The organism is Chromohalobacter moromii (assembly GCF_023091865.1).
Taxonomy (GTDB): domain Bacteria; phylum Pseudomonadota; class Gammaproteobacteria; order Pseudomonadales; family Halomonadaceae; genus Chromohalobacter; species Chromohalobacter moromii.
On the sequence record NZ_JAHXDI010000005.1, the window covers coordinates 1 to 25,073 of the forward strand.

A 25,073-nucleotide genomic window follows, 5' to 3' on the forward strand; every position below is an offset into this window, starting at 1 on the left:
GGCGGGGGTTTTGTCGTTTGGGGGGATGAAAAAAATAGCAGTGCACGCTACGGCTAGATTGATGCCTGACAGAGTAATTTGTTGCGCTTTGGTCGGCTATGCTCCCCCGACGGAGTGCATTTCGATAGAATGGCATTTTTCCCGACGGGGATGATCGGAATGACGATTGGTGATCTGATCCGTTTGCTGAGCGACGGTGAGTACCACTCTGGCGAACAATTGGGCGAGCAGCTGGGCGTTTCACGCACGGCGGTCTGGAAGCAACTCAAGAAGCTAGAGAGCATGGGGTTGCAGTTGGAGGCGGTGAAAGGCCAAGGATATCGTTTGGCCGCACCGTTGGACCTGCTGTCCGGGCCGGCTATCATCGAGCGCCTGCCCGCGGAGCCACGTCATCATTTGACCCGCCTTTTCGTAGAAGATGCTCTGCCTTCGACCAACACTTTTTTGCGCGAGCGCTTCCAGCAAGGCGCTGGGCATGCTGAGGTGTGCCTAGCGGAGAGTCAGGAAGCCGGGCGTGGGCGGCGTGGCCGTCATTGGGTATGCCCCTGGGGGAGTGGTCTGTTGTTCTCGCTAGGATGGCGTTTCGATGAAGGCGCGTCGGCGTTGGAAGGCTTGAGCCTGGCTGTGGGCGTGGTACTGGCCGAAGTGTTGGAGCGCCTCTCCGTACCTGTGGCGCTTAAATGGCCCAATGATTTGTTGTTGCGCCGGGATGATGGCACGGCGAAGTTGGCCGGCATACTTCTGGAGGTGAGCGGCGATGTCGCCGGCCCTTGCGAGGTCGTCATCGGCATTGGGCTCAATGTCGCCTTGCCTGACGCCGCGAGAGATAGCGTTGACCAACCCGTTGCTGCCCTAAATGACGTGAGGTCCGATATCACGCGCAATGAATTGTCCGCATCGCTGGTTGAAGCCTTGCTGGGAATGTTGCCTCGTTTCGAGCAACATGGTTTCGAGCCGTGGCGTGATGCGTGGAATCGTCGCAATGCCTATGCAGGGCTCGAAGTGGATGTCGTTCAGGGTGGACACACTTATACAGCTGTTGCCGAGGGCGTGGATGCCACCGGGAACTTGCAAGTCAAAGTGGACGGGGAGGCCCGGCTGTTGGCCGGCGGTGAAATCAGCTTGCGCGCACTCTCATGATTTTGGATCTCGATATCGGCAATACCTTGTCGAAATGGCGCCTGAAGGATGTCGCGAGCAGCGAAATTCGCTCTCGTGGGGCCGTCTGGACACGGGAGGAATGGCGGCCTGGTGCCGACATACCAGATCTCGATGTCGTCGAGGCTGTGCGTATCTCGAGCGTTGCGCGAGAATCCGTATTGCGCGACACCGTGACCTTGCTACGGCGCCAGGTTGGAGTGGTTCACGTGGCGCGCTCTACTCCCGAAGCGCTTGGTGTCAGCTGTGGCTATGATGAGCCTGGGCGTCTTGGCGTCGATCGATGGATGGGAGTGCTTGCCGGCTATCAGCTGACTGGAGGCTGTTGCAGTGTCGATTGTGGCAGTGCGATTACCATGGATTTTGTGCTGCCGGGTGGTCGCCACTTGGGGGGATATATCATCCCAGGTCTACGCTTGATGAAGGAAAGCCTCAAGCTGGGGACGCGTAATGTGGCCATTGACCCTGACAGTGAAGCAGATGAGTTGCTGGCGCCAGGGCGCAACACGGTCGAGGCGGTCAATCACGGTATCTATATGTCGGCGGTGAGCGCCGTTAATCGTATCTATAGCGAAGTGTGCGATCGAGAGGGCGTTGCACTACCACTACTCTTGACCGGAGGAGATGCTCGAGTAGTGTCACGCGGACTGCGTATTCCACACGCAGTATGGCCGGACATGGTCTATGCCGGACTTGAAACATGTTACCCGTTGACGGCGGCGGAGCGCGCTGGGCGATTGGCCGGAGCGCCGCTGCCTCCCCCCGTCCCTCCCCTGGAAAAAGTCCGGGCCGGTCTTGCATTCTCAATGCTGCTTTGACACAATGCTGCGCGTTTCGGGTCGACGGGCTCATGGATAGAGAAAAAGCATTGTAAATTAAGTGCTTGACACACTTCTCAAAATCCGTAGAATTCGTCGCCACGTTGGAGGGGTTCCCGAGTGGCCAAAGGGAGCAGACTGTAAATCTGCCGCGAAAGCTTCGAAGGTTCGAATCCTTCCCCCTCCACCAGATTAAATGCTTGGCCGTCAGCCTTTAGGGCGCAAGCGACGAGTGGGTAGGCGGGCATAGTTCAATGGTAGAACCTCAGCCTTCCAAGCTGATGATGCGGGTTCGATCCCCGCTGCCCGCTCCAAGTTAAGCTCATGTAGCTCAGGGGTAGAGCACACCCTTGGTAAGGGTGAGGTCGACGGTTCAAATCCGTCCATGAGCTCCAGTATTGGGCGAGACACGCTTCTCGTCCTGGTGCGATACAATTGGGTTGCCTTCCTGGTTGTAGTTAGCTAACATGGCGCGCGCTATGGCAAAAGCCTACCAGTAAAGCGTCAGGTTGCAGAGTATAGGCCAGTAGCTCAATTGGCAGAGCAGCGGTCTCCAAAACCGCAGGTTGGGGGTTCGATTCCCTCCTGGCCTGCCAGCCTTCCTCAGTGCTGGTTCTTCCTTTATTCTTTCTTGTCACGCTTGTCGCGCCTTTAGGAGTTCCTTTTCCATGAAACAAAGCGCCGAGGTGCAAGGGTCGCGTTTCGATTTCGCCAGATGGGCGGTCGCCGTCGTTCTTGTCGTTCTGGCGGTGGCAGGCAATGCTTATTTTGCCGATCAGGCGCTGCTGTATCGCGTTCTAGGCGTCGTGGTGCTGGGTGTCGCCGCTGCGGCGGTAGCCTTGACCACGACCAAAGGGCGTGCGCTGACTGAGTTGGCGCGCGGGTCGCGTAAGGAAATTCAGCGCGTAGTGTGGCCGACGCGCCCCGAGACGATTCAGACCACTGCGATTGTCTTGGTGGCCGTAGTGTTGGTCGGCATTCTATTATGGCTGATCGATACGCTTCTCGGCTGGGCCATGTCCGGCATCATAGGTTAGGAGTTTTCATGTCCAAGCGTTGGTACGTCGTCCACGCCTACTCCGGTTTCGAAAAGCATGTGATGCGCTCTCTTCATGAGCGCGTCAAGATGTATGGCATGGAAGACCAGTTTGGCGAAATTCTGGTGCCGACCGAAGAAGTCGTCGAGATGCGTGACGGCAAGCGCCGCAAGAGTGAGCGCAAGTTTTATCCCGGCTATGTGCTGGTCGAGATGGAAATGACCGACGCCACCTGGCACTTGGTGAACGAGACGCCGCGTGTCATGGGGTTCATCGGCGGCACGCCGGAAAAGCCGGCCCCCATTACGCAAAAAGAAGCCGATGGCATCCTGCGGCGCGTGCAGGACGGTACGGACAAGCCACGTCCCAAGACGCTCTTCGATCCGGGCGAAACCGTGCGTGTCGTTGATGGGCCTTTTGCCGACTTCAACGGCGTGGTGGAAGAGGTCAACTACGAGAAGAGTCGCTTGCATGTCAGCGTGCTGATATTCGGGCGCTCGACGCCTGTCGAGCTCGAGTTCGCTCAGGTCGAAAAAGACTGAATTCAAGACGCCGGCTCGGTATGAGCCGGTGCGTGTCGTAGAGGCCTCAGGGTCTCATTGAAACGGGGAGCCGCAAGGCGTTAGCACCCAACTGGAGTCCAATATGGCGAAAAAAGTACAGGCCTATATCAAGCTGCAAGTTGCAGCGGGTAAGGCAAATCCGAGTCCCCCCGTGGGCCCCGCACTGGGTCAGCACGGCGTCAATATCATGGAGTTCTGCAAGACGTTTAACGCAGAAACTCAGGATATCGAGCCGGGCCTCCCGACGCCGGTCGTGATTACGGTCTACTCTGATCGCAGCTTCACGTTCATCACCAAGACGCCGCCCGCAGCAGTGTTGTTGAAGAAAGCGGCGGGAATCAAGTCTGGCTCTGGTGTGCCGAACAAGACCAAGGTCGGTACCGTGACGCGCGAGCAGCTGGAAGAGATTGCCAAGACCAAGGAGCCCGATTTGACGGCTTCCGACCTTGATGCGGCTGTCCGCACCATCGCAGGCAGTGCCCGTAGCATGGGCCTCAACGTGGAGGGTCTCTGATCATGGCCAAGCTTACCAAGCGCGTGCAGATGCTCAACGAAAAGGTCGACAAATCCAAGGTATATAACCTGGAAGAAGCGGTTGCCCTGTTGTCCGAAGTATCCGCGGTCAAGTTCAAGGAGTCCGTCGAAGTATCAATCAATCTCGGCGTTGACCCTCGCAAGTCCGACCAAGTTGTGCGTGGCGCTACTGTCATGCCTAACGGTACGGGCAAAACGGCGCGCGTCGCTGTCTTTGCGCAAGGCGCTGCTGCCGATGCCGCGAAAGAAGCCGGTGCCGATGTCGTGGGGATGGACGAACTGGCGGCAGACGTCAAGAAAGGCAATATGGACTTCGATGTGGTGGTTGCCGCACCGGACGCCATGCGTGTCGTGGGGCAGTTGGGCCAGATCCTCGGTCCGCGTGGCCTGATGCCCAACCCCAAGGTCGGTACCGTAACGCCGGACGTCGCTACTGCCGTGAAGAACGCGAAGGCAGGCCAGGTGCGCTTCCGTACCGACAAGAACGGCATCATTCATGCCGCCATCGGTAAGGTGGATTTCGACGCCAGTGCTATCAAGGGCAACCTCGATGCATTGATCGGTGACCTCAAGCGTCTCAAGCCGAGTACGTCCAAGGGCATCTACTTCAAGAAAATTACCCTGTCCACTACCATGGGACCAGGGCTGACCGTGGACCATACGCCGTTCGTGTGAGCCGCGGGAAAAGGCAGTAACTTTGCGGTCCCCGTACACAGCGTCTAGACGTGGCGGCGGGGCACCGTCAAAGACCGCAGGTGCCATGCCTTCTCGAGAAACATGGCTTAATGGACTTAAAAACCGCCTGCGCAGATGGTGTGGCCGCCAGATTTCTGGTGAGCACCATCACCCCGGCCCCCTCTCGTGATAAGCGAAGGTGGGGGAGATGGTAACCACTGGAACGCCCTAAAAGGCGTCCGGTACGAAGGAGTGATCACTGTGCCATTAGCACTCGAAGGCAAGAAAGCGATCGTTGCCGAGGTCAGTGAAGCCGCACAAGATGCGCTCTCCGTCGTCGTTGCCGATTCTCGCGGTGTGGCCGTAAGCGCCATGACCGAACTGCGCAAGCAGGCCCGCGAGAATGGTGTGCAAGTGCGTGTTGTGCGCAACACCCTAGCACGCCGCGCCCTCGAAGGTACTCCTTGGGAGTGCCTGAACGAGACGTTCTCGGGTCCGACCATGTTGGCCTTTTCCTATGAGCATCCGGGCGCTGCCGCTCGTCTGTTCAAGGAATTCGCCAAGAATGAGAAAGATTTCGAGATCAAGGCGCTGGCATACGAAGGCGAGTTCATCCCGGCTTCCGGTCTCGACCGTCTGGCGACGCTACCGACACGTGATGAAGCCATCGCCAAGCTGATGTCCGTCATGAAGGAAGCATCGGCTGGCAAGCTGGCTCGTACACTCGCTGCGTTGCGTGACCAGAAGCAGGAAGAAGCGGCCTAAGGGCAGGCTGAACCGCACTGGCACGAATCCTGTATCAACGAGCCCTCATAATATGAGGCTCCCGCAAAGTTAGGAATTTGATAATGGCACTGACTCAAGAAGATATCATCAACGCCGTCGCCGAAATGTCCGTCATGGAAGTGGCTGAGTTGGTTTCCGCGATGGAAGAGAAGTTCGGTGTTTCTGCGGCCGCCGCTGTTGTGGCTGGTCCGGGTGGTGGCGAAGCTGAAGAAGCTGAAGAACAGACCGAATTCGACCTGGTGCTGGCCAGCGCTGGTGATAAGAAGGTCAACGTCATCAAGGTGGTTCGTGAAATCACTGGTCTGGGCCTCAAGGAAGCCAAGGCAGCCGTCGACGGCGCCCCGGCAACCCTCAAAGAAGGCATGTCCAAGGAAGATGGCGAAGAAGCCAAGACCAAGTTGGAAGAAGCTGGCGCATCCGTGGAACTCAAGTAACTCCGGTGACCATGGCTTTACGCGCTGCGTAAGCTTCATGGCTGGCGGCGGGCTTTCCCGCTGCCGGCCTTTTTCTGTTGCTGCTAGCCAGAATGTCACGTGTCTGACTAGACGAATTCCGACGGCGAGCTCTCGTAAGGGCTTGCCGTCAGCGCCTGACGGGAGATCCCTTCAGGCGGCGCCGACCACGCACCGGTCACCCAAGGTGAACAAGCTGGGGAATACAGATGGCTTACTCATACACTGAGAAAAAACGCATCCGCAAGGATTTCGGCAAACTGCCACAAGTGATGGATGTGCCCTACCTGCTGGCCATTCAGCTTGATTCCTACTATGACTTCCTCCAGCAGGACCGGGCGATCGAAGAACGCCTCGACGTCGGCTTGCATGCTGCTTTCAAGTCCGTGTTCCCTATCGAGAGCTTTTCCGGCAATGCCGCTCTCGAGTATGTCAGCTACCGCTTTGGCACGTCGGCTTTCGACGTCAAGGAATGCCAGCTGCGTGGCGTGACCTATTCGGCGCCGCTGCGGGTCAAGGTGCGCTTGATCATCTACGATAAGGACTCGTCCAACAAGGCGATCAAGGACATTAAAGAGCAGGAAGTCTACATGGGGGAAATCCCCCTGATGACGGAAAACGGTACCTTCGTTGTCAATGGTACCGAACGCGTCATCGTCTCCCAGCTCCATCGCTCGCCGGGTGTATTCTTCGACCACGACAAGGGCAAGAGTCACACGTCCGGCAAGCTGTTGTACTCCGCGCGAATCATCCCATATCGCGGCTCATGGCTGGATTTCGAGTTCGATCCCAAGGACAACGTCTACGTCCGTATCGACCGTCGCCGCAAGCTGCCGGCCACGGTATTGTTGCGCGCGCTGGGCATGAGTGCCGAGGAGATTCTCGAGACGTTCTTCGACACCAGCACCTTCCATGTCGAGAAGAAAGGGTTCAGCGTCGAGCTGGTACCGTCACGCCTGCGTGGCGAGACGGCGACCTTCGATATCCAGGACGGCGAGGGTAACCTCATCGTCGAGGAAGGTCGTCGTATTACCCAGAAGCATATTCGCCAAATGGAAAAAGCCGGCCTCGAGCGTCTCGATGTGCCGATGGAATATCTATTCGGCAAGACGCTAGCCAAGGATCAGGTCGATCCGAATACCGGCGAGCTGGTGTGCGAATGCAATACGGAAATCACCCCCGAGCTGCTTGAAACGCTCGGTCAAGCGGGCATCACCACGCTCGAGACGTTGTACACCAACGATCTCGACGCGGGCTCGTTCGTCTCCGATACGTTGAAGATCGACACCACGCGCTCTCAGCTTGAGGCGTTGGTCGAGATCTATCGCATGATGCGTCCCGGGGAGCCGCCGACAAAAGAAGCGGCCGAGACGCTGTTCCACAATTTGTTCTTCACCGAGGACCGCTACGACCTGTCGGGCGTCGGTCGCATGAAGTTCAACCGTCGTCTGCGTCGCGAAGGGGATACCGGCTCCGGAATTCTCGACAATCAGGACATCCTCGATGTTCTCCGCGAGCTGATCAATATCCGTAACGGCTTTGGTGACGTCGATGATATCGACCACCTCGGCAACCGCCGCATTCGGTGTGTCGGTGAGATGGCGGAAAATCAGTTCCGCGTCGGTTTGGTGCGCGTCGAGCGTGCGGTCAAGGAACGCCTCTCCATGGCGGAGAGCGAAGGCTTGATGCCGCAGGACCTGATCAATGCCAAGCCGGTGGCGGCTGCAGTGAAAGAGTTCTTTGGCTCCTCGCAGCTTTCCCAGTTCATGGATCAGAACAACCCGCTCTCCGAGGTCACGCACAAGCGTCGCGTGTCCGCGCTGGGGCCGGGTGGCCTGACGCGTGAGCGTGCCGGTTTCGAAGTGCGCGACGTTCACGCCACGCACTACGGGCGCCTGTGCCCGATCGAAACGCCGGAAGGTCCCAACATCGGCCTGATCAACTCGCTGGCGACCTACAGTCACACCAACAGCTACGGCTTCCTGGAAACGCCGTATCGCAAGGTGAATGATCGTCAGGTGACCGACGAGGTCGTGCATCTGTCGGCTATCGAGGAAGGTGACTTCATCATTGCCCAGGCGTCGGCGACGGTGGACGAGGACGGCAAGCTAGTCGATGACTTGGTTCAGGTACGCCATAGAGGCGAGACGACCTTCATGGCGCCGGATAAGGTCACGTTGATGGACGTGTCGCCGCGTCAGGTAGTGTCCGTGGCCGCGGCGTTGATTCCGTTCCTCGAGCACGATGACGCCAACCGTGCCCTGATGGGCTCGAACATGCAGCGTCAGGCCGTTCCGACCCTGCGTGCCGAGAAGCCGCTGGTTGGTACGGGTATGGAGCGTTTCGTTGCTCGTGACTCTGGCGTTTGCGCAGTCGCACGGCGCGGTGGGGTGATCGATTCGGTCGATGCCAAGCGCATCGTGGTACGCATCAACGAAGATGAGATCATCGGCGGTGAAGCGGGTGTCGATATCTACAATCTCACCAAGTACCTGCGTTCCAACCAAAATACCTGCATGAACCAGCGCCCGATCGTGCGCCCGGGTGACACCGTGGCAAGCGGCGATATCCTGGCCGACGGGCCTTCCGTCGACATGGGGGATCTGGCACTGGGCCAGAACATGCGCATGGCCTTCATGCCGTGGAACGGCTACAACTTCGAGGATTCCATCCTTATCTCGGAGCGCGTAGTCGAGGAAGACCGTTTCACCAGCATTCACATTCAGGAACTTACCTGTGTGTCTCGCGACACCAAGCTGGGTGCCGAGGAAATTTCCTCGGACATTCCCAACGTCGGTGAAGCAGCACTTGGCAAGCTCGACGAAGCAGGTATCGTCTACATCGGTGCCGAAGTCGGCCCCGGCGATATCCTGGTCGGCAAGGTCACGCCCAAGGGCGAAACCCAGCTGACGCCGGAAGAGAAACTGCTACGCGCGATCTTCGGCGAGAAGGCGTCTGACGTGAAGGACACCTCGCTGCGTGCGCCGACGGGTATGAAGGGCACGATCATCGATGTGCAGGTCTTCACTCGCGATGGTGTCGAGAAGGACTCGCGCGCCCTATCCATCGAGCAAAGCCAGCTCGATGAGGTGCGCAAGGATCTTCAGGAAACCTACCGCATCGCCGAAGAGGCCACCTTCGAGCGCCTCAAGCGCACATTGCTCGGTCAGCCCGTCAATGGCGGTCCCAAGCTCAAGAAGGGTGACGTCCTTGATGAAGCCTACCTCGATGAGCTGCCGCGCAGCCAGTGGTTCAAGCTGCGCATGCAGGATGAGGCACTCAACGAGCTCTTGGCCCAGGCCGATGAGCAGCTGGAAAAACGTCGCAAAGAGATGGACGAGCGTTTCGAAGATAAGAAGCGTAAGTTGACTCAAGGCGATGATCTGGCGCCGGGCGTGCTCAAGATCGTCAAGGTCTACCTGGCCGTGAAGCGTCGCATTCAGTCGGGCGACAAGATGGCCGGTCGCCACGGTAACAAGGGTGTCATTTCGTCGATCATGCCCGTCGAGGACATGCCGTTCGACGACAATGGCGAGCCGGTCGATGTGGTGCTCAACCCGCTGGGTGTGCCCTCACGCATGAACGTCGGGCAGATCCTCGAGACGCACCTGGGCATGGCCGCCTGGGGGCTCGGGGTGAGAATCGACGAGATGCTGCGCGAGGCGCGTCAACAGCAGGTGGCGGAGATTCGTGACTTCTTGGGGCAGGTGTACAACACCGCCGAGACGCGCCAGGAGGATATCGACTCGCTCAGCGATGACGAGATCATCACCCTGGCGAAGAATCTGCGCAACGGCGTGCCGGTGTCGACGCCGGTCTTCGATGGTGCCAAGGAGCACGAGATCAAGCATCTCCTGAGCCTGGGCAACCTGCCGGATTCCGGTCAGATGACGCTCTACGATGGGCGTACGGGCGAAACCTTCGATCGCTCCGTGACGGTGGGCTACATGTACATGCTCAAGCTCAACCATCTGGTCGACGACAAGATGCACGCCCGTTCCACCGGCTCGTACTCGCTGGTGACTCAGCAACCGCTGGGTGGTAAGGCGCAGTTCGGCGGACAACGCTTCGGTGAGATGGAGGTCTGGGCGCTGGAAGCCTATGGCGCGGCCTATACCTTGCAGGAAATGCTGACCGTCAAGTCCGACGACGTGGAAGGCCGCACCAAGATGTACAAGAACATCGTCGACGGCGACCACTCGATGCAGGCAGGCATGCCGGAATCCTTCAACGTATTGGTGAAGGAAATCCGCTCGCTGGGTATTGATATCGAGCTGGAAGGCTGAGCGTTTCACGCTGACGAATGACGGTCCGCGGGGCCTTGATAGGCCCCGCTCATGACAACTCCGCTACGGAGCCGACCCCATGAAAGATTTGGTGAAAGTCCTCAAATCGCAGGCACAGTCCGAAGAATTCGATGCGATCAAGATTACGCTCGCGTCGCCGGACTTGATCCGCTCCTGGTCCTACGGCGAGGTCAAAAAGCCTGAGACCATCAACTACCGTACGTTCAAGCCTGAGCGTGATGGCCTGTTCTGCGCCAAGATCTTCGGTCCGGTGAAGGATTATGAGTGCTTGTGCGGTAAGTACAAGCGCATGAAGCATCGTGGCATCATTTGCGAAAAGTGCGGCGTCGAGGTCACTAAGGCCGCCGTGCGCCGCGAGCGTATGGGACATATCGAACTGGCTGCGCCGGTAGCGCACATCTGGTTCCTCAAGTCGCTGCCGTCACGCATTGGCTTGTTCCTGGACATGACCCTACGCGATATCGAGCGTGTGCTCTATTTCGAGAGCTTCATGGTCATCGATCCGGGCATGACCACGCTGGAGCGCGGCCAGCTGCTCAATGATGAGCAGTACTTCGAGGCGCTGGAAGAATTCGGTGACGACTTCGATGCCCGTATGGGTGCCGAAGCCGTACAGGCGTTGCTCAACGATGTCGATCTCGAAGAAGAGATCGAGCGCCTGCGCGAAGAAGTTCCGCAGACCAATTCCGAAACTAAGATCAAGAAGCTCTCCAAGCGCTTGAAGCTGCTGGAAGCTTTCTACAAGTCTGGCAACGACCCGGCGTGGATGATCATGGAAGTGCTGCCGGTGCTTCCGCCGGATCTGCGCCCGCTGGTGCCGCTGGACGGTGGCCGCTTCGCGACCTCGGATCTCAACGATCTGTATCGCCGCGTGATCAACCGCAACAACCGCTTGAAGCGGCTGCTCGATCTCAATGCGCCGGACATCATCGTGCGCAACGAGAAGCGCATGCTGCAGGAATCGGTCGATGCGCTGCTCGACAACGGCCGTCGCGGCCGTGCCATTACCGGCTCCAACAAGCGTCCGTTGAAGTCGCTGGCCGACATGATCAAGGGCAAGCAGGGGCGCTTCCGCCAGAACCTGCTGGGTAAGCGCGTCGACTACTCCGGCCGCTCGGTGATCACCGTGGGCCCGACGCTGCGTCTGCACCAATGTGGTTTGCCCAAGAAGATGGCGCTTGAGCTGTTCAAGCCATTCATCTATTCCAAGCTACAGGCGAGCGGCCAAGCGTCCACCATCAAAGCCGCCAAGAAGATGGTCGAGCGCGAGCTGCCGGAAGTGTGGGACATCCTTGCCGATGTCATCCGCGAGCATCCGGTGATGCTCAACCGCGCGCCGACCCTGCACCGCTTGGGTATCCAAGCCTTCGAGCCGTTGTTGATCGAAGGCAAGGCGATTCAACTGCATCCGCTGGTTTGCGCGGCGTATAATGCCGACTTCGACGGCGACCAGATGGCCGTACACGTCCCGCTGACGCTAGAAGCACAGCTTGAGGCGCGGACGCTGATGATGGCCACTAACAATGTGCTGTCGCCAGCCAACGGCGAGCCCATCATCGTGCCGTCTCAGGACGTCGTGCTGGGGCTTTATTACATGACTCGCGAGAAGGTCAATGCCAAGGGCGAAGGCATGGTTTTCTCCAACCTCGACGAAGTCGAGCGTGCGTTCGGGACCGAGAGCGTGTCGATGCATGCGCGCGTCAAGGTGCGTCTCACCGAATACGAACGGGACGACGAAAGCGGTGAACTGAACGGCAAGACCTCGCTGCGCGATACGACCGTGGGGCGTGCCTTGTTGTTCCGCATCTTGCCCAAAGGGATGCCCTACGAGCTGGTCGATCAGCCGATGAAGAAGAAGGCGATTTCCGGCTTGATCAATGCCGTCTATCGTCGTGCTGGCCTCAAAGATACGGTCATCTTCGCCGACCAGCTGATGTACACCGGCTTCCGTCTGGCGACGTGGTCGGGCGCGTCGATCGGCGTCAACGACTTCGTTATCCCCGACTCGAAGAAAGAAATCGTCGACGGGGCCGAGGAAGAGGTCAAGGAAATCGAGGACCAGTTCTCCTCCGGTCTGGTGACTGCGGGCGAGAAGTACAACAAGGTCATCGATATCTGGTCCAAGGCCAACGATAAGGTCGCCAAAGCTATGATGGCGGGGATCTCGAAGGAGACCATCACCGACCGTCATGGCGAGGAAGTCGAGCAGGACTCGTTCAATAGCGTCTTCATCATGGCCGACTCCGGGGCGCGTGGTAGTGCCGCACAGATCCGCCAGCTGGCTGGCATGCGCGGGCTGATGGCAAAGCCGGATGGCTCGATCATCGAGACGCCGATCACCGCCAACTTCCGTGAAGGTCTGAACGTCCTGCAGTACTTCATCTCGACGCACGGCGCGCGTAAGGGTCTGGCGGATACGGCACTCAAGACCGCCAACTCCGGTTACCTGACGCGGCGTTTGGTGGACGTGTCTCAGGACTTGGTGGTGACCGAAGAGGATTGCGGCACGTATGAAGGCCTGACGCTACATCCGGTGATCGAGGGCGGTGACGTCATCGTCTCGTTGGCACAGCGTGTGCTGGGTCGTGTCGTGGCTCAGGACGTCATCGATCCGCAGACCGAGGATGTCCTGATCCCGCGCGGCACGTTGTTGGATGAGGCCTGGTGCGCCGAGCTCGATACCATGGGCGTGGACGAGATCATCGTGCGCAGCGCCATCACCTGCGAAACGCAACATGGTGTGTGCTCAGCATGCTACGGCCGTGACTTGGCGCGTGGCCATCAGGTCAACATCGGCGAGGCCGTTGGGGTCATTGCGGCACAGTCGATCGGTGAGCCGGGTACCCAGCTCACCATGCGTACCTTCCACATTGGGGGGGCCGCATCGCGTGCCTCGGCCGTCGATAGCGTTCAGGTTAAGCACGGCGGTACGGTGCGCCTGCATAACATCAAGCACGTCGAGCGCAATGACGGCAAGCTCATCGTCGTTTCACGCTCGAGTGCTCTGGCCGTCGCCGACGAGCATGGTCGCGAACGCGAGTACTATAAGTTGCCGTATGGTGCCGAGCTTTCGGTACGCGACGGTGACATGGTCGAAGGTGGGACGCCGGTCGCCAAGTGGGACCCGCACACTCACCCGGTTGTGGCCGAGGTCGAAGGCAGGGCCCAGTTCAGCGACATGGAAGAAGGCATCACCATCCACCGCAGCGTGGACGAGATGACCGGCCTGTCGAACATCGAGGTGATCGAAACGGCTGCGCGTCCAACCTCCGGTCGTGAAAAGCGCCCGATGATCATGCTGCTCGACGACAATGGTGAGCATGTCACGCTGCCGGGCTCGAATACCCCTGTGCAGTACATGCTGCCCGGCAAGGCTATTATCGCAGGCGAAAACGGCGACCAGGTCGGCGTTGGTGAGGTTATCGCGCGTATCCCGGTCGAAGCGTCCGGTAACAAGGACATCACTGGGGGTCTGCCGCGTGTCGCCGACTTGTTCGAGGCGCGCAAGCCCAAGGAGCCAGCGATTCTGGCTGAGGTCACCGGGACCATCAGCTTTGGCAAGGAAACCAAGGGTAAGCGTCGTCTGACGGTCACGCCTGAAGAAGGTGAACCGGTCGAGATGCTGATCCCCAAATGGCGTCAGATCGGTGTGTTCGAAGGCGAGACAGTGGAGAAAGGCGAGGTCATTTCTGATGGCCCCAGCAATCCCCACGATATTCTGCGCTTGCTCGGGATCGCGGAATTGGCCAAGTACATCACGGTCGAGATCCAGGACGTCTATCGTCTGCAGGGCGTGGTCATCGATGACAAGCACATCGAGGTGATCGTGCGTCAGATGCTGCGCAAGGTAGAAATCACCGATGCCGGAGATTCTTCCTTCATTACCGGTGATCAGGCGGAATACGTTCGCGTCCTCGAGGAAAACGCACGCCTGGCCCAGGAAGGTAAATTCCCGGCGAAATGCGAGCGTCTGCTGCTGGGTATCACCAAGGCGAGCCTGGCTACCGAGTCGTTCATCTCGGCGGCATCGTTCCAGGAAACCACCCGCGTATTGACCGAGGCGGCGGTGTCCGGCAAGCGTGACTACCTGCGCGGCCTCAAGGAGAACGTTGTGGTGGGTCGTCTGGTGCCGGCCGGGACTGGTTTGGCGCATCACGCCGAGCGGCGTCGCAAGCGTGAGGGTGATGAACAGATCCTCAACCCATCGGCCTCCGACGTCGAACAGGAGTTGGGCGCGCAGCTCACTGCGCTGGACGCCGACGACGAAGATCTCTAGACGTATGCCGTCAAGTCCGGTGCCTACTGGGTGGCGGACTTGACGTGGCTCGTCGCCAGACATTAGAATGCGCAGCCTTTAACAGTGGGGTGGGTACGTCCTGTCCCAATGTTGAAAGGTTTGGCAACCATTGGAGTCAGCTACAGATATGGCAACGATCAATCAGCTCGTGCGCAAGCCGCGCAAGCGCCCGGCCGCCAAGAGCGACGTGCCGGCGCTGCAGTCTTGCCCGCAAAAGCGCGGGGTTTGCACCCGTGTATACACCACCACCCCGAAGAAGCCGAACTCGGCGCTGCGTAAGGTCTGCCGTGTGCGCCTGACGAATGGCTACGAAGTCGCTTCCTATATCGGCGGTGAAGGTCACAACCTGCAGGAACACTCCGTGGTCCTGATTCGCGGCGGTCGTGTAAAGGACTTGCCGGGTGTGCGTTATCACACCGTTCGCGGCGCGCTGGATACTTCTGGTGTTCAGAACCGCCGTCAGGGCCGTTCCAAGTACGGTACCAAACGTCCCAAGTCCTGATCGCAGCGCGATCAGAACTTCAACTGTTGTCGGTCAGATAAGAGTAAGGTCGAGCGCGCGATGCGTCGTCTCGAGTTTACCTGAAGGACCCTTCGAAACGAGGGCTTATCATGCCTAGAAGAAGAGTTATCGCCAAACGCGAAATCCTCCCGGATCCGAAATTCGGAAGTGAGCGTCTGGCCAAGTTCATGAACCACCTGATGATCAGCGGCAAGAAGTCTGTAGCTGAGCGCATCGTCTATGGTGCGCTGGACAGGGTTGCCGAACGTAGCAAGGATGAGCCGCTGGAAATCTTCGACAAGGCGCTGGAAACGATCCAGCCGATGGTTGAGGTCAAGTCTCGCCGCGTTGGCGGTGCGACCTATCAGGTGCCCGTGGAAGTCCGTCCTTCTCGCCGCCAGGCCCTGGCCATGCGTTGGCTGGTGGATGCGGCGCGCAGTCGTGGTGAGAAGACCATGGTGCAGCGCCTCGCTGGCGAAATGCTGGACGCCGCCGAAGGCAAGGGTGCTGCTGTGAAGAAGCGTGAAGACGTGCATCGCATGGCAGATGCCAACAAGGCCTTCTCTCACTACCGCTTCTAACCAACGGGGTATTCCATCGTGGCACGCAAGACTCCGCTTAATCGCTACCGTAATATCGGTATCGTGGCTCACGTCGACGCCGGGAAGACTACCACTACCGAGCGTGTCCTGTTCTATACCGGCCTGTCGCACAAGGTCGGCGAGGTTCATGATGGTGCCGCCACCATGGACTGGATGGAGCAGGAGCAGGAGCGTGGTATCACAATCACCTCTGCTGCGACCACCTGTTTCTGGCAGGGGATGAGCAAGCAGTTCGATGAGCATCGTATCAATATCATCGATACACCGGGGCACGTTGACTTCACGATCGAAGTCGAGCGTTCCTTGCGTGTCCTCGACGGTGCCGTCGTTGTACTGTGTGGCTCTTCCGGTGTGCAGCCGCAAACCGAAACGGTTTGGCGCCAAGCCAATAAGTATGAAGTTCCGCGTATGGTGTTCGTCAACAAGATGGACCGTGCCGGGGCCGATTACTTCATGGTACTCAACCAGCTCAAGCAGAAGCTGGGGGCCAATACCGTTCCGATCCAGATCAACTGGGGCGCGGAAGATAACTTCAAAGGGGTTATCGACCTGATCCAGATGAAAGGCATTCTCTGGGACGAAGCCAACCACGGCATGAACTATGAGCTGGTCGATATTCCAGATGAGCTCAAGGAAACCGCCGATGAGTATCGCGAGGCGATGGTCGAAGCCGCCGCCGAAGCGTCCGAAGAGTTGATGGACAAGTACCTCGAAGAGGGCTCTCTCTCTGAGGCGGACATCAAGGCTGGCTTGCGTCGCCGTACCTTGGATAACGAAATCGTTCTGGTGACGTGCGGTAGCGCGTTCAAGAACAAGGGTGTCCAGGCGGTGCTCGATGGCGTGATCGAATACATGCCGTCGCCGACCGAAGTCAAGGCCATTGAAGGTGAGCTTGACGATAAGGATGGCACTATCGCCACGCGTGAAGCTGACGATAAAGCCCCCTTCGCCGCGCTGGCTTTCAAGATCGCGACTGACCCCTTCGTCGGTACGCTGACCTTCATCCGCGTCTACTCGGGTGTGCTCAAGTCCGGTGATAGCATCTTCAATTCCGTGAAGAGCAAGAAGGAGCGCGTGGGCCGTATCGTCCAGATGCACTCCAACTCACGCGAGGAGATCAAGGAAGTTTACGCGGGCGATATCGCCGCGTGCATCGGCCTCAAGGATGTCACTACCGGTGATACTCTCTGCGATCTGCATGACAAGATCATTCTTGAGCGCATGGAATTTCCGGATCCGGTGATCTCGGTTGCCGTGGAGCCGAAATCCAAGCCCGACCAGGAGAAGATGGGGACCGCGCTGGGTAAACTGGCTCAGGAAGATCCTTCTTTCCGCGTCAAGACGGACGAGGAAACCGGTCAGACGATCATTTCTGGCATGGGCGAGCTTCACCTCGACATCATCGTCGATCGACTGCGTCGCGAATTCAAAGTCGACGCCAATATCGGTAAGCCGCAGGTCGCCTACCGTGAAACGATTCGCGCCAGTGTCGAGCAGGAAGGCAAGTTCGTTCGTCAGTCGGGCGGTCGTGGTCAGTACGGTCACGTGCTGCTGCGCATCGAACCGCTGACGGCCGAAGACAAAGGCGAAGACGAAGACATGAACTTCAAGTTCGCCTCCGAAATCGTCGGTGGTGTGGTTCCCAAGGAATACGTACCGGCCGTCGAGAAAGGGGCCTATGAGCAGCTACAGAACGGGGTCATCGCGGGTTACCCGATGATTGACGTCAAGGTCACGCTGTTCGATGGTTCCTACCATGACGTGGACTCGAACGAGACTGCGTTCAAGGTTGCCTCTTCCATGGCGATCAAGGAAGGCGCGCCGAAGGCCAAGGCCGTGCTGCTGGAGCCGGTGATGAAGGTTGAGGTCGTGACTCCCGAAGAGTTCATGGGGGATGTTATGGGCGACATTAACCGCCGCCGTGGCCTCGTTCAGGGCATGGATGACTCGCCGTCAGGCAAGATTATCCGCGCCACGGTGCCGCTGGCTGAGATGTTCGGTTACGCGACCGATTTGCGTTCTCAGACCCAGGGCCGCGCAAGCTACACTATGGAGTTTGCGGATTACGAAGAGGCGCCCTCCAGCGTCGTTGAAGCCGTCATCAACCAGAATGGTTAACCGTTAGCTAACGTAAAGAGGTTATAGCAGTGGCTAAGGAAAAATTTGAACGTAACAAATCGCATATCAACGTTGGTACCATCGGTCACGTCGACCATGGCAAGACCACGCTGACTGCGGCACTGACTCGCGTTTCCGCGGAGGTTTTCGGCGGCGACTGGCGCGAATTCGATACGATCGACAACGCGCCGGAAGAGCGTGAGCGCGGTATCACCATCGCGACTGCTCACGTCGAATACCAGTCCGAAGAGCGCCACTACGCTCACGTCGACTGCCCCGGGCACGCCGACTACGTCAAGAACATGATCACTGGTGCCGCTCAGATGGACGGCGCTATCCTGGTCTGTTCTGCCGCGGACGGCCCCATGCCGCAGACGCGCGAGCACATCCTGCTGTCTCGCCAGGTTGGCGTTCCGAACATCGTCGTGTTCCTGAACAAGGCCGACATGGTCGACGACGAAGAGCTGCTCGAGCTGGTCGAAATGGAAGTTCGTGAGCTCCTCAACGAGTACGACTTCCCGGGCGACGACTGCCCGATCATCACCGGCTCCGCTCTGATGGCGCTGGAAGGCAAGGATGATAACGGCATGGGTACGACTGCCGTTGCCAACCTGATCAAGGCTCTGGATGCCTACATCCCGGAGCCGGAACGTGCCATCGATCAGCCGTTCCTGATGCCGATCGAAGACGTGTTCTCCATCTCCGGTCGCGGTACCGTTGTGACCGGTCGTGTCGAACGCGGCGTCGTCAAGTCTGGCGAAGAAGTCGAGATCGTGGGTCTCAAGGATACCGCCAAGACGACCGTTACGGGTGTCGAGATGTTCCGCAAGCTGCTCGACGAAGGTCGTGCCGGCGAGAACATCGGTGCGCTGCTGCGTGGCACCAAGCGTGACGACGTCGAGCGTGGCCAGGTACTGGCCAAGCCGGGCACCATCACGCCGCACACTGTCTTCGAAGCCGAAGTCTATGTGCTGTCCAAGGAAGAAGGCGGTCGTCATACGCCGTTCTTCAAGGGCTATCGTCCGCAGTTCTACTTCCGGACCACTGACGTGACCGGTACTTGTGAGCTGCCGGAAGGTGTCGAAATGGTCATGCCGGGCGACAACGTCCAGATGACTGTGACGCTGATCGCGCCGATCGCCATGGAAGACGGCCTGCGCTTCGCGGTTCGCGAAGGTGGACGTACCGTGGGCGCCGGTGTTGTCGCCAAGATCGTCAAGTAAGGGTTCCGCCCTTCGATGATCGAAGGGGGCTCCTTTGGGAGCCCCCTTTCTGTGCATGTTTGACAGTCACTGTCAGCCTGCCTATAATGCGCATCCTTTGAATGCGTGGGTAGACGGCTCGCGCCGTCGACATCCATTGGAGTTTAAGGCTAATGCAGAACCAAAAGATTCGCATTCGGTTGAAGGCCTTTGACCATCGCCTGATTGACCAGTCCGCGCAAGAAATCGTGGATACCGCGAAGCGTACGGGTGCTCAGGTCCGTGGTCCGATCCCACTACCGACTAATCGCGAGCGCTATACCGTATTGGTCTCACCGCACGTCAACAAGGACGCGCGCGATCAGTACGAGATTCGCACTCACAAGCGTGTGCTCGACATTGTCGAACCCACGGAAAAAACCGTAGACGCGCTGATGAAGCTCGACCTCGCCGCTGGCGTGGATGTGCAAATCAAGCTCGACTGACCACACTAGTCACTAGCGGCTTTTACACAAGGTCGCCACGCCGAGACGGCGTCACACAATGTGCTAGTGGAATGCTCTGGAAAGGGCAGCCATAGCGGGTGATAGCCCCGTACACTAAAGGAGACTGAACATGACTATCGGTTTGGTCGGTAAGAAGAGCGGTATGACCCGCATCTTTACCGAAAATGGCGCCTCCGTGCCCGTAACCGTTATCGAGGTCGAGCCGAATCGCGTGACTCGCGTCAAGACTGTCGAAAGCGACGGCTATAGCGCGATTCAAGTGACTTCGGGATCCCGCAAGGCCAAGCATCTGACCAAGGCTGCCGCAGGGCAGTACGCCAAGTCAGGTGTCGAGGCCGGTCGTTCATTGATGGAGTTTCGTCTGGCAGAAGGCGAAGACGCTCCTGAAGTGGGCGGCAATATCACCGTATCCCTCTTTGAAGCCGGTCAGAAAGTCGATGTGACTGGTACCTCTAAAGGCAAGGGCTTCCAGGGCGCCGTCAAGCGCTGGAACTTCCGCACCCAAGACAATGGTCACGGCAACTCGCTTGCGCACCGTGCACCGGGCTCCATCGGTATGTGCCAGACGCCGGGTCGCGTCTTCAAGGGCAAGAAGATGGCCGGTCAGCTGGGCAATGAGCGTGTGACCGTCCAGAGCCTGGAAATCGTGCGCGTCGATGCCGAGCGTAATTTGCTGCTGGTCAAAGGCGCCGTGCCGGGTGCGACCGACTGCGAAGTCATCGTACGCAGTGCCGTTAAAGCTCGCTGAGGGGTATGAGACCGATGAATTTGAATCTCGCAGGTGCCGAAGCCGGCACTGTCGAAGTGTCCGACGCTACCTTCGGTAAAGAGTTTAATGAGTCGCTGGTCCACCAGGTCGTGACTGCATACTTCGCAGCCGGTCGCCAGGGGACTCGTGCACAGAAGACTCGCGCCGAAGTACGTGGTGGCGGAAAGAAGCCGTGGCGTCAAAAAGGAACCGGCCGTGCGCGTGCCGGCACGATCCGCTCGCCACTGTGGCGTAGCGGTGGCGTGACCTTTGCAGCACGCCCGCAAGACTACACCCAGAAAGTCAACCGCAAGATGTACCGCGCAGCCATGCGCTCGATTCTCTCCGAGCTGGTGCGTCAGGAACGTCTGGTCGTCGTTGACAGCATTGCGGTGGATGCCCCCAAGACCAAGCAGCTGATTGCCAAGCTGAAGGACCTGGATCTCGAGAAGGCGCTGATCGTCACCGAAGATATCGACGAAAAGCTGTTTCTCGCCGCACGTAACATCCCCTACGTCGATGTGGTGGATGTCGCGGCTGCCGATCCGGTGAGCCTGGTTGCCTTTGACAAGGTGCTGGTCACCGTTTCCGCTCTGCGTAAATTCGAGGAGAAGCTGGGATGAACCAGGAACGCGTATTCAAGGTTCTGCTCGGGCCTCATATGACCGAGAAGGCCGCATTCGCCGCCGAAAACAACCAGTACGTGTTCAAGGTGGCCCAGGACGCGACCAAGCCCGAGATCAAGAAAGCCGTCGAAGCGCTCTTCGAGAAGAAGGTCGCCGGTGTGCAGGTCTTGAACGTCAAGGGTAAGACCAAGCGCACGCAGCACGGTGTTGGTCTGCGCAAGGGATATCGCAAGGCATACGTCACACTGGCGGCCGGCGAGACTCTCGAAGACTTCTCTGGCGCCGAGTAAGGCAGGAGTACGGATCATGGCAGTTGTTAAGACCAAACCCACGTCCGCCGGTCGTCGTCACGTCATCAAAGTCGTCAACGACGAGCTCTACAAGGGCCGCCCTTATGCCGGCCTGTTGGAAAAGAAATCCAAGAGCGGCGGTCGTAACAATAACGGTCGTATCACTACCCGTCATGTCGGGGGTGGGCACCGTCAGCACTATCGTGTGATCGATTTCAAACGTGCCAAGGATGGCGTTGCCGCTGTCGTTGAGCGTCTTGAATACGATCCTAATCGCAGCGCCAATATTGCGTTGCTCAAGTACCTGGACGGCGAGCGTCGCTACATTATCGCTCCGCGTGGCGTGAAAGCGGGCGACCGCTTGGAGTCCGGCGTCAATGCAGCGATCAAGCGTGGTAACGCGCTCCCGCTGCGTAACATTCCGGTAGGGTCTACCGTGCACTGCATCGAGATGAAGCCCGGTAAAGGTGCTCAGATCGCGCGGAGTGCCGGTGCCAGCGCCCAGTTGGTAGCACGTGAAGGCAACTACGCCACCGTGCGTCTACGTTCCGGCGAGATGCGCAAGATTCTGGCGGAATGTCGTGCGACCCTGGGTGAAGTGGGCAATTCCGAGCACAGCCTCCGTCAACTTGGCAAGGCCGGTGCAAAGCGCTGGAGAGGTGTGCGCCCGACGGTTCGCGGTGTCGCGATGAACCCGGTCGACCATCCGCATGGTGGTGGTGAAGGCCGCTCCAGCGGTGGCCGTCACCCGGTCAGCCCGTGGGGTATCCCCACCAAGGGCCATAAGACCCGCAAGAACAAGCGCACCGACAAGCTGATCGTCCGTCGCCGCAAGGCCCGGAAGTAAGCATCTAACGCCAAGACATTAAGAGGTAACGGCTGTGCCACGTTCACTGAAGAAAGGTCCCTTTATTGACCTTCATCTGTTGAAGAAGGTTGAGACTGCAGTGGAGAAGAGCGATCGCAAACCGATCAAGACTTGGTCGCGTCGCTCCATGATCCTGCCCAACATGGTCGGGCTCACCATTGCAGTCCATAACGGTCGCCAACACGTCCCGGTGCATGTCTCCGAGGAAATGGTTGGCCACAAGCTGGGCGAATTCGCTGCCACCCGCACCTACCGCGGCCATGCGGCGGACAAGAAAGCCAAACGGTAAGCCAGAGAGGTTAGAGAGATGGAAGTCACTGCAAAGCTGCGTGGCGCTCGTTTATCCGCCCAGAAGGCCCGTTTGGTGGCTGACCTGGTGCGCGGTAAGCCGGTCGCCGAAGCACTGGATACATTGACGTATTCGCCGAAGAAAGCGGCGAAGATCGTCAAGAAAGTGCTTCAGTCCGCCATCGCGAATGCGGAAGAAAACAATGGCATGGACATCGACGAGCTGCGTGTCTCGACCATCTGCGTCGATGAGGGCATGACGCTTAAGCGCATCCAGCCTCGCGCCAAGGGCCGTGCGGATCGCATTTTGAAGCGCACTTGCCACATCACCGTCAAGGTAGCCGAGAAGTAGGAGTCGACCAGATGGGTCAGAAAGTAAATCCGACAGGTATTCGGCTAGGTATCGTCAAGGACCACCGCTCCGTCTGGTACGCCGAGCGTGGTGCTTATGCCGATAAGCTGAATAATGACCTCGAAGTGCGTCGTTTCCTGGAGCAGCGTTTGAAGAACGCCTCCGTGAGCGACATCACCATTGAGCGTCCAGCAAATAACGCACGCATCACCATTCACACTGCTCGTCCGGGCATCGTGATTGGCAAGAAGGGCGAGGATGTCGATCGCCTGCGTCGCGATGTCTCTGAGATGATGGGCGTGCCCGTTCACGTCAACATCGAGGAAATCCGCAAGCCGGAACTCGACGCCCAGCTCGTCGCACAGAATGTGTGCGGCCAGCTCGAGCGCCGCGTGATGTTCCGTCGTGCCATGAAGCGCGCCGTACAGAACGCCATGCGCCTAGGCGCCGGTGGCATCAAGATCCAGCTGTCAGGGCGTCTTGGTGGTGCGGAAATCGCGCGTACCGAATGGTATCGCGAAGGTCGCGTGCCGCTGCACACGCTGCGCGCAGACATCGATTACGCCACTTACGAAGCGCACACCACTTACGGCGTTATCGGCGTCAAAGTGTGGGTCTTCAAGGGTGAGATCCTCGGCGGTATCGAGGAAGTGCGTGCCAAGCAGAAACAAGCTCAGGCACCGGGGCCCAAGAAGAAAGGTTCCAAGTAAGGGGAGAGTGGATCGATGTTACAACCCAAGCGTACGAAATTTCGCAAGGTGCAGAAGGGCCGTAACCGCGGTCTCGCGCATCGCGGAAGCAAGGTGAGCTTCGGCGAGTACGGCCTGAAAGCCACCGGTCGCGGACGTATCACCGCTCGCCAGATCGAAGCCGGCCGTCGTGCCATTACGCGTCACGTCAAGCGTGGCGGCAAGATCTGGATCCGCGTCTTCCCGGATAAGCCGATTACCGAGAAGCCGCTGGAAGTCCGTATGGGTAAGGGTAAGGGCTCCGTTGAATATTGGGTCGCCCAAATCCAGCCCGGCAAGGTGCTCTACGAGATCGAAGGCGTATCCGAGGAGCTGGCGCGTGAGGCTTTTGACCTGGCCGCCCAGAAGTTCCCGGTCTCCACCACCTTTGTGAAACGGACGGTGATGTGATGAAAGCCCAGGAAATTCGTGAAAAATCAGTCGAAGCGCTTCAGCAGCAGCTGCTCGAGCTCCTCCGGGAGCAGTTCAACCTGCGCATGCAGAAGGCCACCGGCCAGCTGAGCCAGACCCATCTGCTCAAGCAGGTGCGTCGCGATATCGCTCGCGTTAAGACTGTGCTCAATGAGAAGGCAGGTGACTGAGATGGCTGAAGAAAATAATGCCCGCACACTGAATGGCAAGGTCGTGAGCGACAAGATGGACAAGTCCATCGTCGTTCAGGTCGAGCGCCGTGTCCGGCATCCGATTTACGACAAGTACGTGAAGCGCTCCACCAAACTGCACGCCCATGACGAGGCGAATCAGGCGAAGGTCGGGGATACGGTCTCTATCGAAGAGTGCCGCCCGATCTCCAAGTTGAAAGCCTGGACGCTGGTCGAGGTGGTCGAGCAGGCCAAGGGCTGAGCAGGCCAGAGCCTTTCACCAGTGCAGTCAGTTTAGGTTTGGAGAAAACCGATGATTCAGACGCAGACAATGCTGGATGTCGCCGACAACAGCGGCGCGCGCCGGGTGCAATGCATCAAGGTGCTGGGTGGGTCACACCGCCGTTACGCCCGTGTTGGTGACGTCATCAAAGTGACGGTCAAGGAAGCGATTCCGCGAGGCAAGGTCAAAAAAGGCCAGGTCCTCAAGGCCGTCGTTGTACGTACCAAGAGTGGTGTCCGTCGTACAGACGGTTCACTGATCCGCTTCGATGGAAATGCGGCCGTTCTGTTGCAAAACGCCAACGAGCAGCCGATCGGTACCCGTATCTTCGGGCCGGTTACGCGTGAGCTTCGCAATGAGAAGTTCATGAAGATCATTTCCCTAGCGCCTGAAGTGCTGTGAGGAGCGAGGCGGATATGCGAAAGATTAAACGTGACGACGAAGTAATCGTCATTGCCGGCAAGGACAAGGGCAAGCGCGGCACGATCAAACGGGTCCTGGACGGGTCCTATGTCGTGTCCGGTGTGAACATGGTTAAACGTCACACCAAGCCTAACCCCATGCAAGGCAAGCAGGGGGGTATCGTCGAGCGTGAGGCCCCGATTCACGGATCCAACGTGGCCATCTTCAATCAGGAGACCGGTAAGGCGGATCGCGTCGGCTTCCAGATTCAGGAAGACGGTACCAAGGTACGTATCTACAAGTCGACGCAAAAGCAGATCGACGCCTAA

Annotated in this window: 27 protein-coding genes and 4 tRNA genes; all 31 read left to right on the top strand. The window is 58.6% G+C overall.

What is annotated here, in order from left to right; translation table 11 throughout:
- The first annotated feature begins 159 nt into the window (after positions 1 to 159).
- Positions 160 to 1,140 (top strand): biotin--[acetyl-CoA-carboxylase] ligase, encoded by a 981-nt coding sequence (locus KZO83_RS15690; protein WP_247621431.1) that lies wholly within the window; start codon positions 160 to 162, stop codon positions 1,138 to 1,140.
- Entirely contained in the window at positions 1,137 to 1,976 is an 840-nt protein-coding gene (locus KZO83_RS15695; RefSeq protein ID WP_178999560.1) for a type III pantothenate kinase, read from the top strand. The genes KZO83_RS15690 and KZO83_RS15695 overlap by 4 nt, the downstream gene beginning before the upstream one ends.
- Before the next feature lie 106 nt (positions 1,977 to 2,082).
- Positions 2,083 to 2,166 (top strand) — tRNA-Tyr (locus KZO83_RS15700).
- A gap of 50 nt (positions 2,167 to 2,216) precedes the next feature.
- A tRNA-Gly gene (locus KZO83_RS15705) sits at positions 2,217 to 2,290 on the top strand.
- Between the two features lie 6 nt (positions 2,291 to 2,296).
- A tRNA-Thr gene (locus KZO83_RS15710) sits at positions 2,297 to 2,371 on the top strand.
- A gap of 125 nt (positions 2,372 to 2,496) precedes the next feature.
- Positions 2,497 to 2,572: transfer RNA gene (locus KZO83_RS15715), tRNA-Trp, on the top strand.
- Positions 2,573 to 2,644: 72 nt separating this feature from the next.
- Positions 2,645 to 3,013 carry a preprotein translocase subunit SecE gene (gene secE / locus KZO83_RS15720; RefSeq protein WP_178999559.1) on the top strand — a complete coding sequence of 123 codons (369 nt, stop codon included), beginning with the start codon at positions 2,645 to 2,647 and terminating at the stop codon, positions 3,011 to 3,013.
- A gap of 8 nt (positions 3,014 to 3,021) precedes the next feature.
- Positions 3,022 to 3,555, top strand: a complete 534-nt coding sequence (gene nusG / locus KZO83_RS15725) for a transcription termination/antitermination protein NusG (RefSeq protein ID WP_040239448.1) — start codon at positions 3,022 to 3,024, stop codon at positions 3,553 to 3,555.
- A gap of 103 nt (positions 3,556 to 3,658) precedes the next feature.
- On the top strand, positions 3,659 to 4,090 hold the full coding sequence (rplK, locus tag KZO83_RS15730; protein WP_040239445.1) for a 50S ribosomal protein L11: 432 nt from the start codon (positions 3,659 to 3,661) through the stop codon (positions 4,088 to 4,090).
- Between the two features lie 2 nt (positions 4,091 to 4,092).
- Complete coding sequence (gene rplA, locus KZO83_RS15735; RefSeq protein ID WP_040239443.1) at positions 4,093 to 4,785, top strand: 50S ribosomal protein L1; 693 nt, start codon at positions 4,093 to 4,095, stop codon at positions 4,783 to 4,785.
- A gap of 261 nt (positions 4,786 to 5,046) precedes the next feature.
- Positions 5,047 to 5,550, top strand: a complete 504-nt coding sequence (gene rplJ / locus KZO83_RS15740) for a 50S ribosomal protein L10 (RefSeq protein ID WP_178999558.1) — start codon at positions 5,047 to 5,049, stop codon at positions 5,548 to 5,550.
- Positions 5,551 to 5,633: 83 nt separating this feature from the next.
- Positions 5,634 to 6,005, top strand: a complete 372-nt coding sequence (rplL, locus tag KZO83_RS15745; protein ID WP_178999557.1) for a 50S ribosomal protein L7/L12 — start codon at positions 5,634 to 5,636, stop codon at positions 6,003 to 6,005.
- A gap of 227 nt (positions 6,006 to 6,232) precedes the next feature.
- Positions 6,233 to 10,309, top strand: coding sequence for a DNA-directed RNA polymerase subunit beta (gene rpoB / locus KZO83_RS15750; protein ID WP_178999556.1), 4,077 nt, complete (start codon positions 6,233 to 6,235; stop codon positions 10,307 to 10,309).
- 79 nt (positions 10,310 to 10,388) lie between these two features.
- Positions 10,389 to 14,606: a DNA-directed RNA polymerase subunit beta' gene (gene rpoC, locus KZO83_RS15755; protein WP_178999555.1), complete on the top strand. Its 4,218-nt coding sequence runs from the start codon at positions 10,389 to 10,391 to the stop codon at positions 14,604 to 14,606.
- 148 nt (positions 14,607 to 14,754) lie between these two features.
- Complete coding sequence (gene rpsL, locus KZO83_RS15760; RefSeq protein WP_040239433.1) at positions 14,755 to 15,129, top strand: 30S ribosomal protein S12; 375 nt, start codon at positions 14,755 to 14,757, stop codon at positions 15,127 to 15,129.
- Between the two features lie 110 nt (positions 15,130 to 15,239).
- Positions 15,240 to 15,710 carry a 30S ribosomal protein S7 gene (rpsG, locus tag KZO83_RS15765; RefSeq protein ID WP_040239431.1) on the top strand — a complete coding sequence of 157 codons (471 nt, stop codon included), beginning with the start codon at positions 15,240 to 15,242 and terminating at the stop codon, positions 15,708 to 15,710.
- An 18-nt stretch (positions 15,711 to 15,728) separates the two neighbouring features.
- On the top strand, positions 15,729 to 17,849 hold the full coding sequence (fusA, locus tag KZO83_RS15770) for an elongation factor G (RefSeq protein ID WP_040239429.1): 2,121 nt from the start codon (positions 15,729 to 15,731) through the stop codon (positions 17,847 to 17,849).
- A 29-nt stretch (positions 17,850 to 17,878) separates the two neighbouring features.
- A complete protein-coding gene (tuf, locus tag KZO83_RS15775) occupies positions 17,879 to 19,072 on the top strand; it encodes an elongation factor Tu (protein WP_040239426.1) in 1,194 nt (397 codons plus the stop codon).
- Between the two features lie 152 nt (positions 19,073 to 19,224).
- Positions 19,225 to 19,536 (top strand): 30S ribosomal protein S10, encoded by a 312-nt coding sequence (gene rpsJ, locus KZO83_RS15780; RefSeq protein WP_040239425.1) that lies wholly within the window; start codon positions 19,225 to 19,227, stop codon positions 19,534 to 19,536.
- A 130-nt stretch (positions 19,537 to 19,666) separates the two neighbouring features.
- On the top strand, positions 19,667 to 20,305 hold the full coding sequence (rplC, locus tag KZO83_RS15785; protein ID WP_247621432.1) for a 50S ribosomal protein L3: 639 nt from the start codon (positions 19,667 to 19,669) through the stop codon (positions 20,303 to 20,305).
- 14 nt (positions 20,306 to 20,319) lie between these two features.
- Positions 20,320 to 20,928, top strand: a complete 609-nt coding sequence (gene rplD, locus KZO83_RS15790) for a 50S ribosomal protein L4 (RefSeq protein WP_040239419.1) — start codon at positions 20,320 to 20,322, stop codon at positions 20,926 to 20,928.
- Positions 20,925 to 21,221 (top strand): 50S ribosomal protein L23, encoded by a 297-nt coding sequence (gene rplW / locus KZO83_RS15795; RefSeq protein ID WP_040239417.1) that lies wholly within the window; start codon positions 20,925 to 20,927, stop codon positions 21,219 to 21,221. Before rplD ends, rplW begins: the two co-directional genes overlap by 4 nt.
- Positions 21,222 to 21,237: 16 nt before the next feature.
- Positions 21,238 to 22,068 (top strand): 50S ribosomal protein L2, encoded by an 831-nt coding sequence (gene rplB, locus KZO83_RS15800; RefSeq protein WP_075369414.1) that lies wholly within the window; start codon positions 21,238 to 21,240, stop codon positions 22,066 to 22,068.
- Between the two features lie 34 nt (positions 22,069 to 22,102).
- A complete protein-coding gene (gene rpsS / locus KZO83_RS15805; RefSeq protein ID WP_011505733.1) occupies positions 22,103 to 22,378 on the top strand; it encodes a 30S ribosomal protein S19 in 276 nt (91 codons plus the stop codon).
- 18 nt (positions 22,379 to 22,396) lie between these two features.
- Positions 22,397 to 22,729, top strand: a complete 333-nt coding sequence (gene rplV, locus KZO83_RS15810) for a 50S ribosomal protein L22 (RefSeq protein WP_040239413.1) — start codon at positions 22,397 to 22,399, stop codon at positions 22,727 to 22,729.
- An 11-nt stretch (positions 22,730 to 22,740) separates the two neighbouring features.
- Complete coding sequence (gene rpsC / locus KZO83_RS15815; RefSeq protein WP_178999553.1) at positions 22,741 to 23,439, top strand: 30S ribosomal protein S3; 699 nt, start codon at positions 22,741 to 22,743, stop codon at positions 23,437 to 23,439.
- A 15-nt stretch (positions 23,440 to 23,454) separates the two neighbouring features.
- On the top strand, positions 23,455 to 23,868 hold the full coding sequence (gene rplP / locus KZO83_RS15820; protein ID WP_011505736.1) for a 50S ribosomal protein L16: 414 nt from the start codon (positions 23,455 to 23,457) through the stop codon (positions 23,866 to 23,868).
- A complete protein-coding gene (rpmC, locus tag KZO83_RS15825; RefSeq protein WP_011505737.1) occupies positions 23,868 to 24,059 on the top strand; it encodes a 50S ribosomal protein L29 in 192 nt (63 codons plus the stop codon). The genes rplP and rpmC overlap by 1 nt, the downstream gene beginning before the upstream one ends.
- A 1-nt stretch (position 24,060) precedes the next feature.
- Positions 24,061 to 24,321, top strand: a complete 261-nt coding sequence (rpsQ, locus tag KZO83_RS15830) for a 30S ribosomal protein S17 (protein ID WP_075369413.1) — start codon at positions 24,061 to 24,063, stop codon at positions 24,319 to 24,321.
- A 51-nt stretch (positions 24,322 to 24,372) separates the two neighbouring features.
- On the top strand, positions 24,373 to 24,744 hold the full coding sequence (gene rplN / locus KZO83_RS15835; RefSeq protein WP_040239405.1) for a 50S ribosomal protein L14: 372 nt from the start codon (positions 24,373 to 24,375) through the stop codon (positions 24,742 to 24,744).
- Positions 24,745 to 24,758: 14 nt separating this feature from the next.
- Positions 24,759 to 25,073 carry a 50S ribosomal protein L24 gene (gene rplX, locus KZO83_RS15840; RefSeq protein WP_247621433.1) on the top strand — a complete coding sequence of 105 codons (315 nt, stop codon included), beginning with the start codon at positions 24,759 to 24,761 and terminating at the stop codon, positions 25,071 to 25,073.

What these genes read in the sequence shown, in the direction of transcription:
- rplC (WP_247621432.1), top strand. Translation starts at nt 19,667, where the DNA reads ATGACTATCGGTTTGGTCGGTAAGAAGAGCGGTATGACCCGCATCTTT.
- rplV (WP_040239413.1), top strand. Translation starts at nt 22,397, where the DNA reads ATGGAAGTCACTGCAAAGCTGCGTGGCGCTCGTTTATCCGCCCAGAAG.
- rpoB (WP_178999556.1), top strand. Translation starts at nt 6,233, where the DNA reads ATGGCTTACTCATACACTGAGAAAAAACGCATCCGCAAGGATTTCGGC.
- rpsL (WP_040239433.1), top strand. Translation starts at nt 14,755, where the DNA reads ATGGCAACGATCAATCAGCTCGTGCGCAAGCCGCGCAAGCGCCCGGCC.
- rplK (WP_040239445.1), top strand. Translation starts at nt 3,659, where the DNA reads ATGGCGAAAAAAGTACAGGCCTATATCAAGCTGCAAGTTGCAGCGGGT.
- rpoC (WP_178999555.1), top strand. Translation starts at nt 10,389, where the DNA reads ATGAAAGATTTGGTGAAAGTCCTCAAATCGCAGGCACAGTCCGAAGAA.
- rpmC (WP_011505737.1), top strand. Translation starts at nt 23,868, where the DNA reads ATGAAAGCCCAGGAAATTCGTGAAAAATCAGTCGAAGCGCTTCAGCAG.
- KZO83_RS15695 (WP_178999560.1), top strand. Translation starts at nt 1,137, where the DNA reads ATGATTTTGGATCTCGATATCGGCAATACCTTGTCGAAATGGCGCCTG.
- rplB (WP_075369414.1), top strand. Translation starts at nt 21,238, where the DNA reads ATGGCAGTTGTTAAGACCAAACCCACGTCCGCCGGTCGTCGTCACGTC.
- rplP (WP_011505736.1), top strand. Translation starts at nt 23,455, where the DNA reads ATGTTACAACCCAAGCGTACGAAATTTCGCAAGGTGCAGAAGGGCCGT.
- rpsC (WP_178999553.1), top strand. Translation starts at nt 22,741, where the DNA reads ATGGGTCAGAAAGTAAATCCGACAGGTATTCGGCTAGGTATCGTCAAG.
- rplN (WP_040239405.1), top strand. Translation starts at nt 24,373, where the DNA reads ATGATTCAGACGCAGACAATGCTGGATGTCGCCGACAACAGCGGCGCG.
- rpsG (WP_040239431.1), top strand. Translation starts at nt 15,240, where the DNA reads ATGCCTAGAAGAAGAGTTATCGCCAAACGCGAAATCCTCCCGGATCCG.
- rpsJ (WP_040239425.1), top strand. Translation starts at nt 19,225, where the DNA reads ATGCAGAACCAAAAGATTCGCATTCGGTTGAAGGCCTTTGACCATCGC.
- nusG (WP_040239448.1), top strand. Translation starts at nt 3,022, where the DNA reads ATGTCCAAGCGTTGGTACGTCGTCCACGCCTACTCCGGTTTCGAAAAG.
- rplW (WP_040239417.1), top strand. Translation starts at nt 20,925, where the DNA reads ATGAACCAGGAACGCGTATTCAAGGTTCTGCTCGGGCCTCATATGACC.
- rplA (WP_040239443.1), top strand. Translation starts at nt 4,093, where the DNA reads ATGGCCAAGCTTACCAAGCGCGTGCAGATGCTCAACGAAAAGGTCGAC.
- rplL (WP_178999557.1), top strand. Translation starts at nt 5,634, where the DNA reads ATGGCACTGACTCAAGAAGATATCATCAACGCCGTCGCCGAAATGTCC.
- rplX (WP_247621433.1), top strand. Translation starts at nt 24,759, where the DNA reads ATGCGAAAGATTAAACGTGACGACGAAGTAATCGTCATTGCCGGCAAG.
- rplD (WP_040239419.1), top strand. Translation starts at nt 20,320, where the DNA reads ATGAATTTGAATCTCGCAGGTGCCGAAGCCGGCACTGTCGAAGTGTCC.
- KZO83_RS15690 (WP_247621431.1), top strand. Translation starts at nt 160, where the DNA reads ATGACGATTGGTGATCTGATCCGTTTGCTGAGCGACGGTGAGTACCAC.
- secE (WP_178999559.1), top strand. Translation starts at nt 2,645, where the DNA reads ATGAAACAAAGCGCCGAGGTGCAAGGGTCGCGTTTCGATTTCGCCAGA.
- rpsQ (WP_075369413.1), top strand. Translation starts at nt 24,061, where the DNA reads ATGGCTGAAGAAAATAATGCCCGCACACTGAATGGCAAGGTCGTGAGC.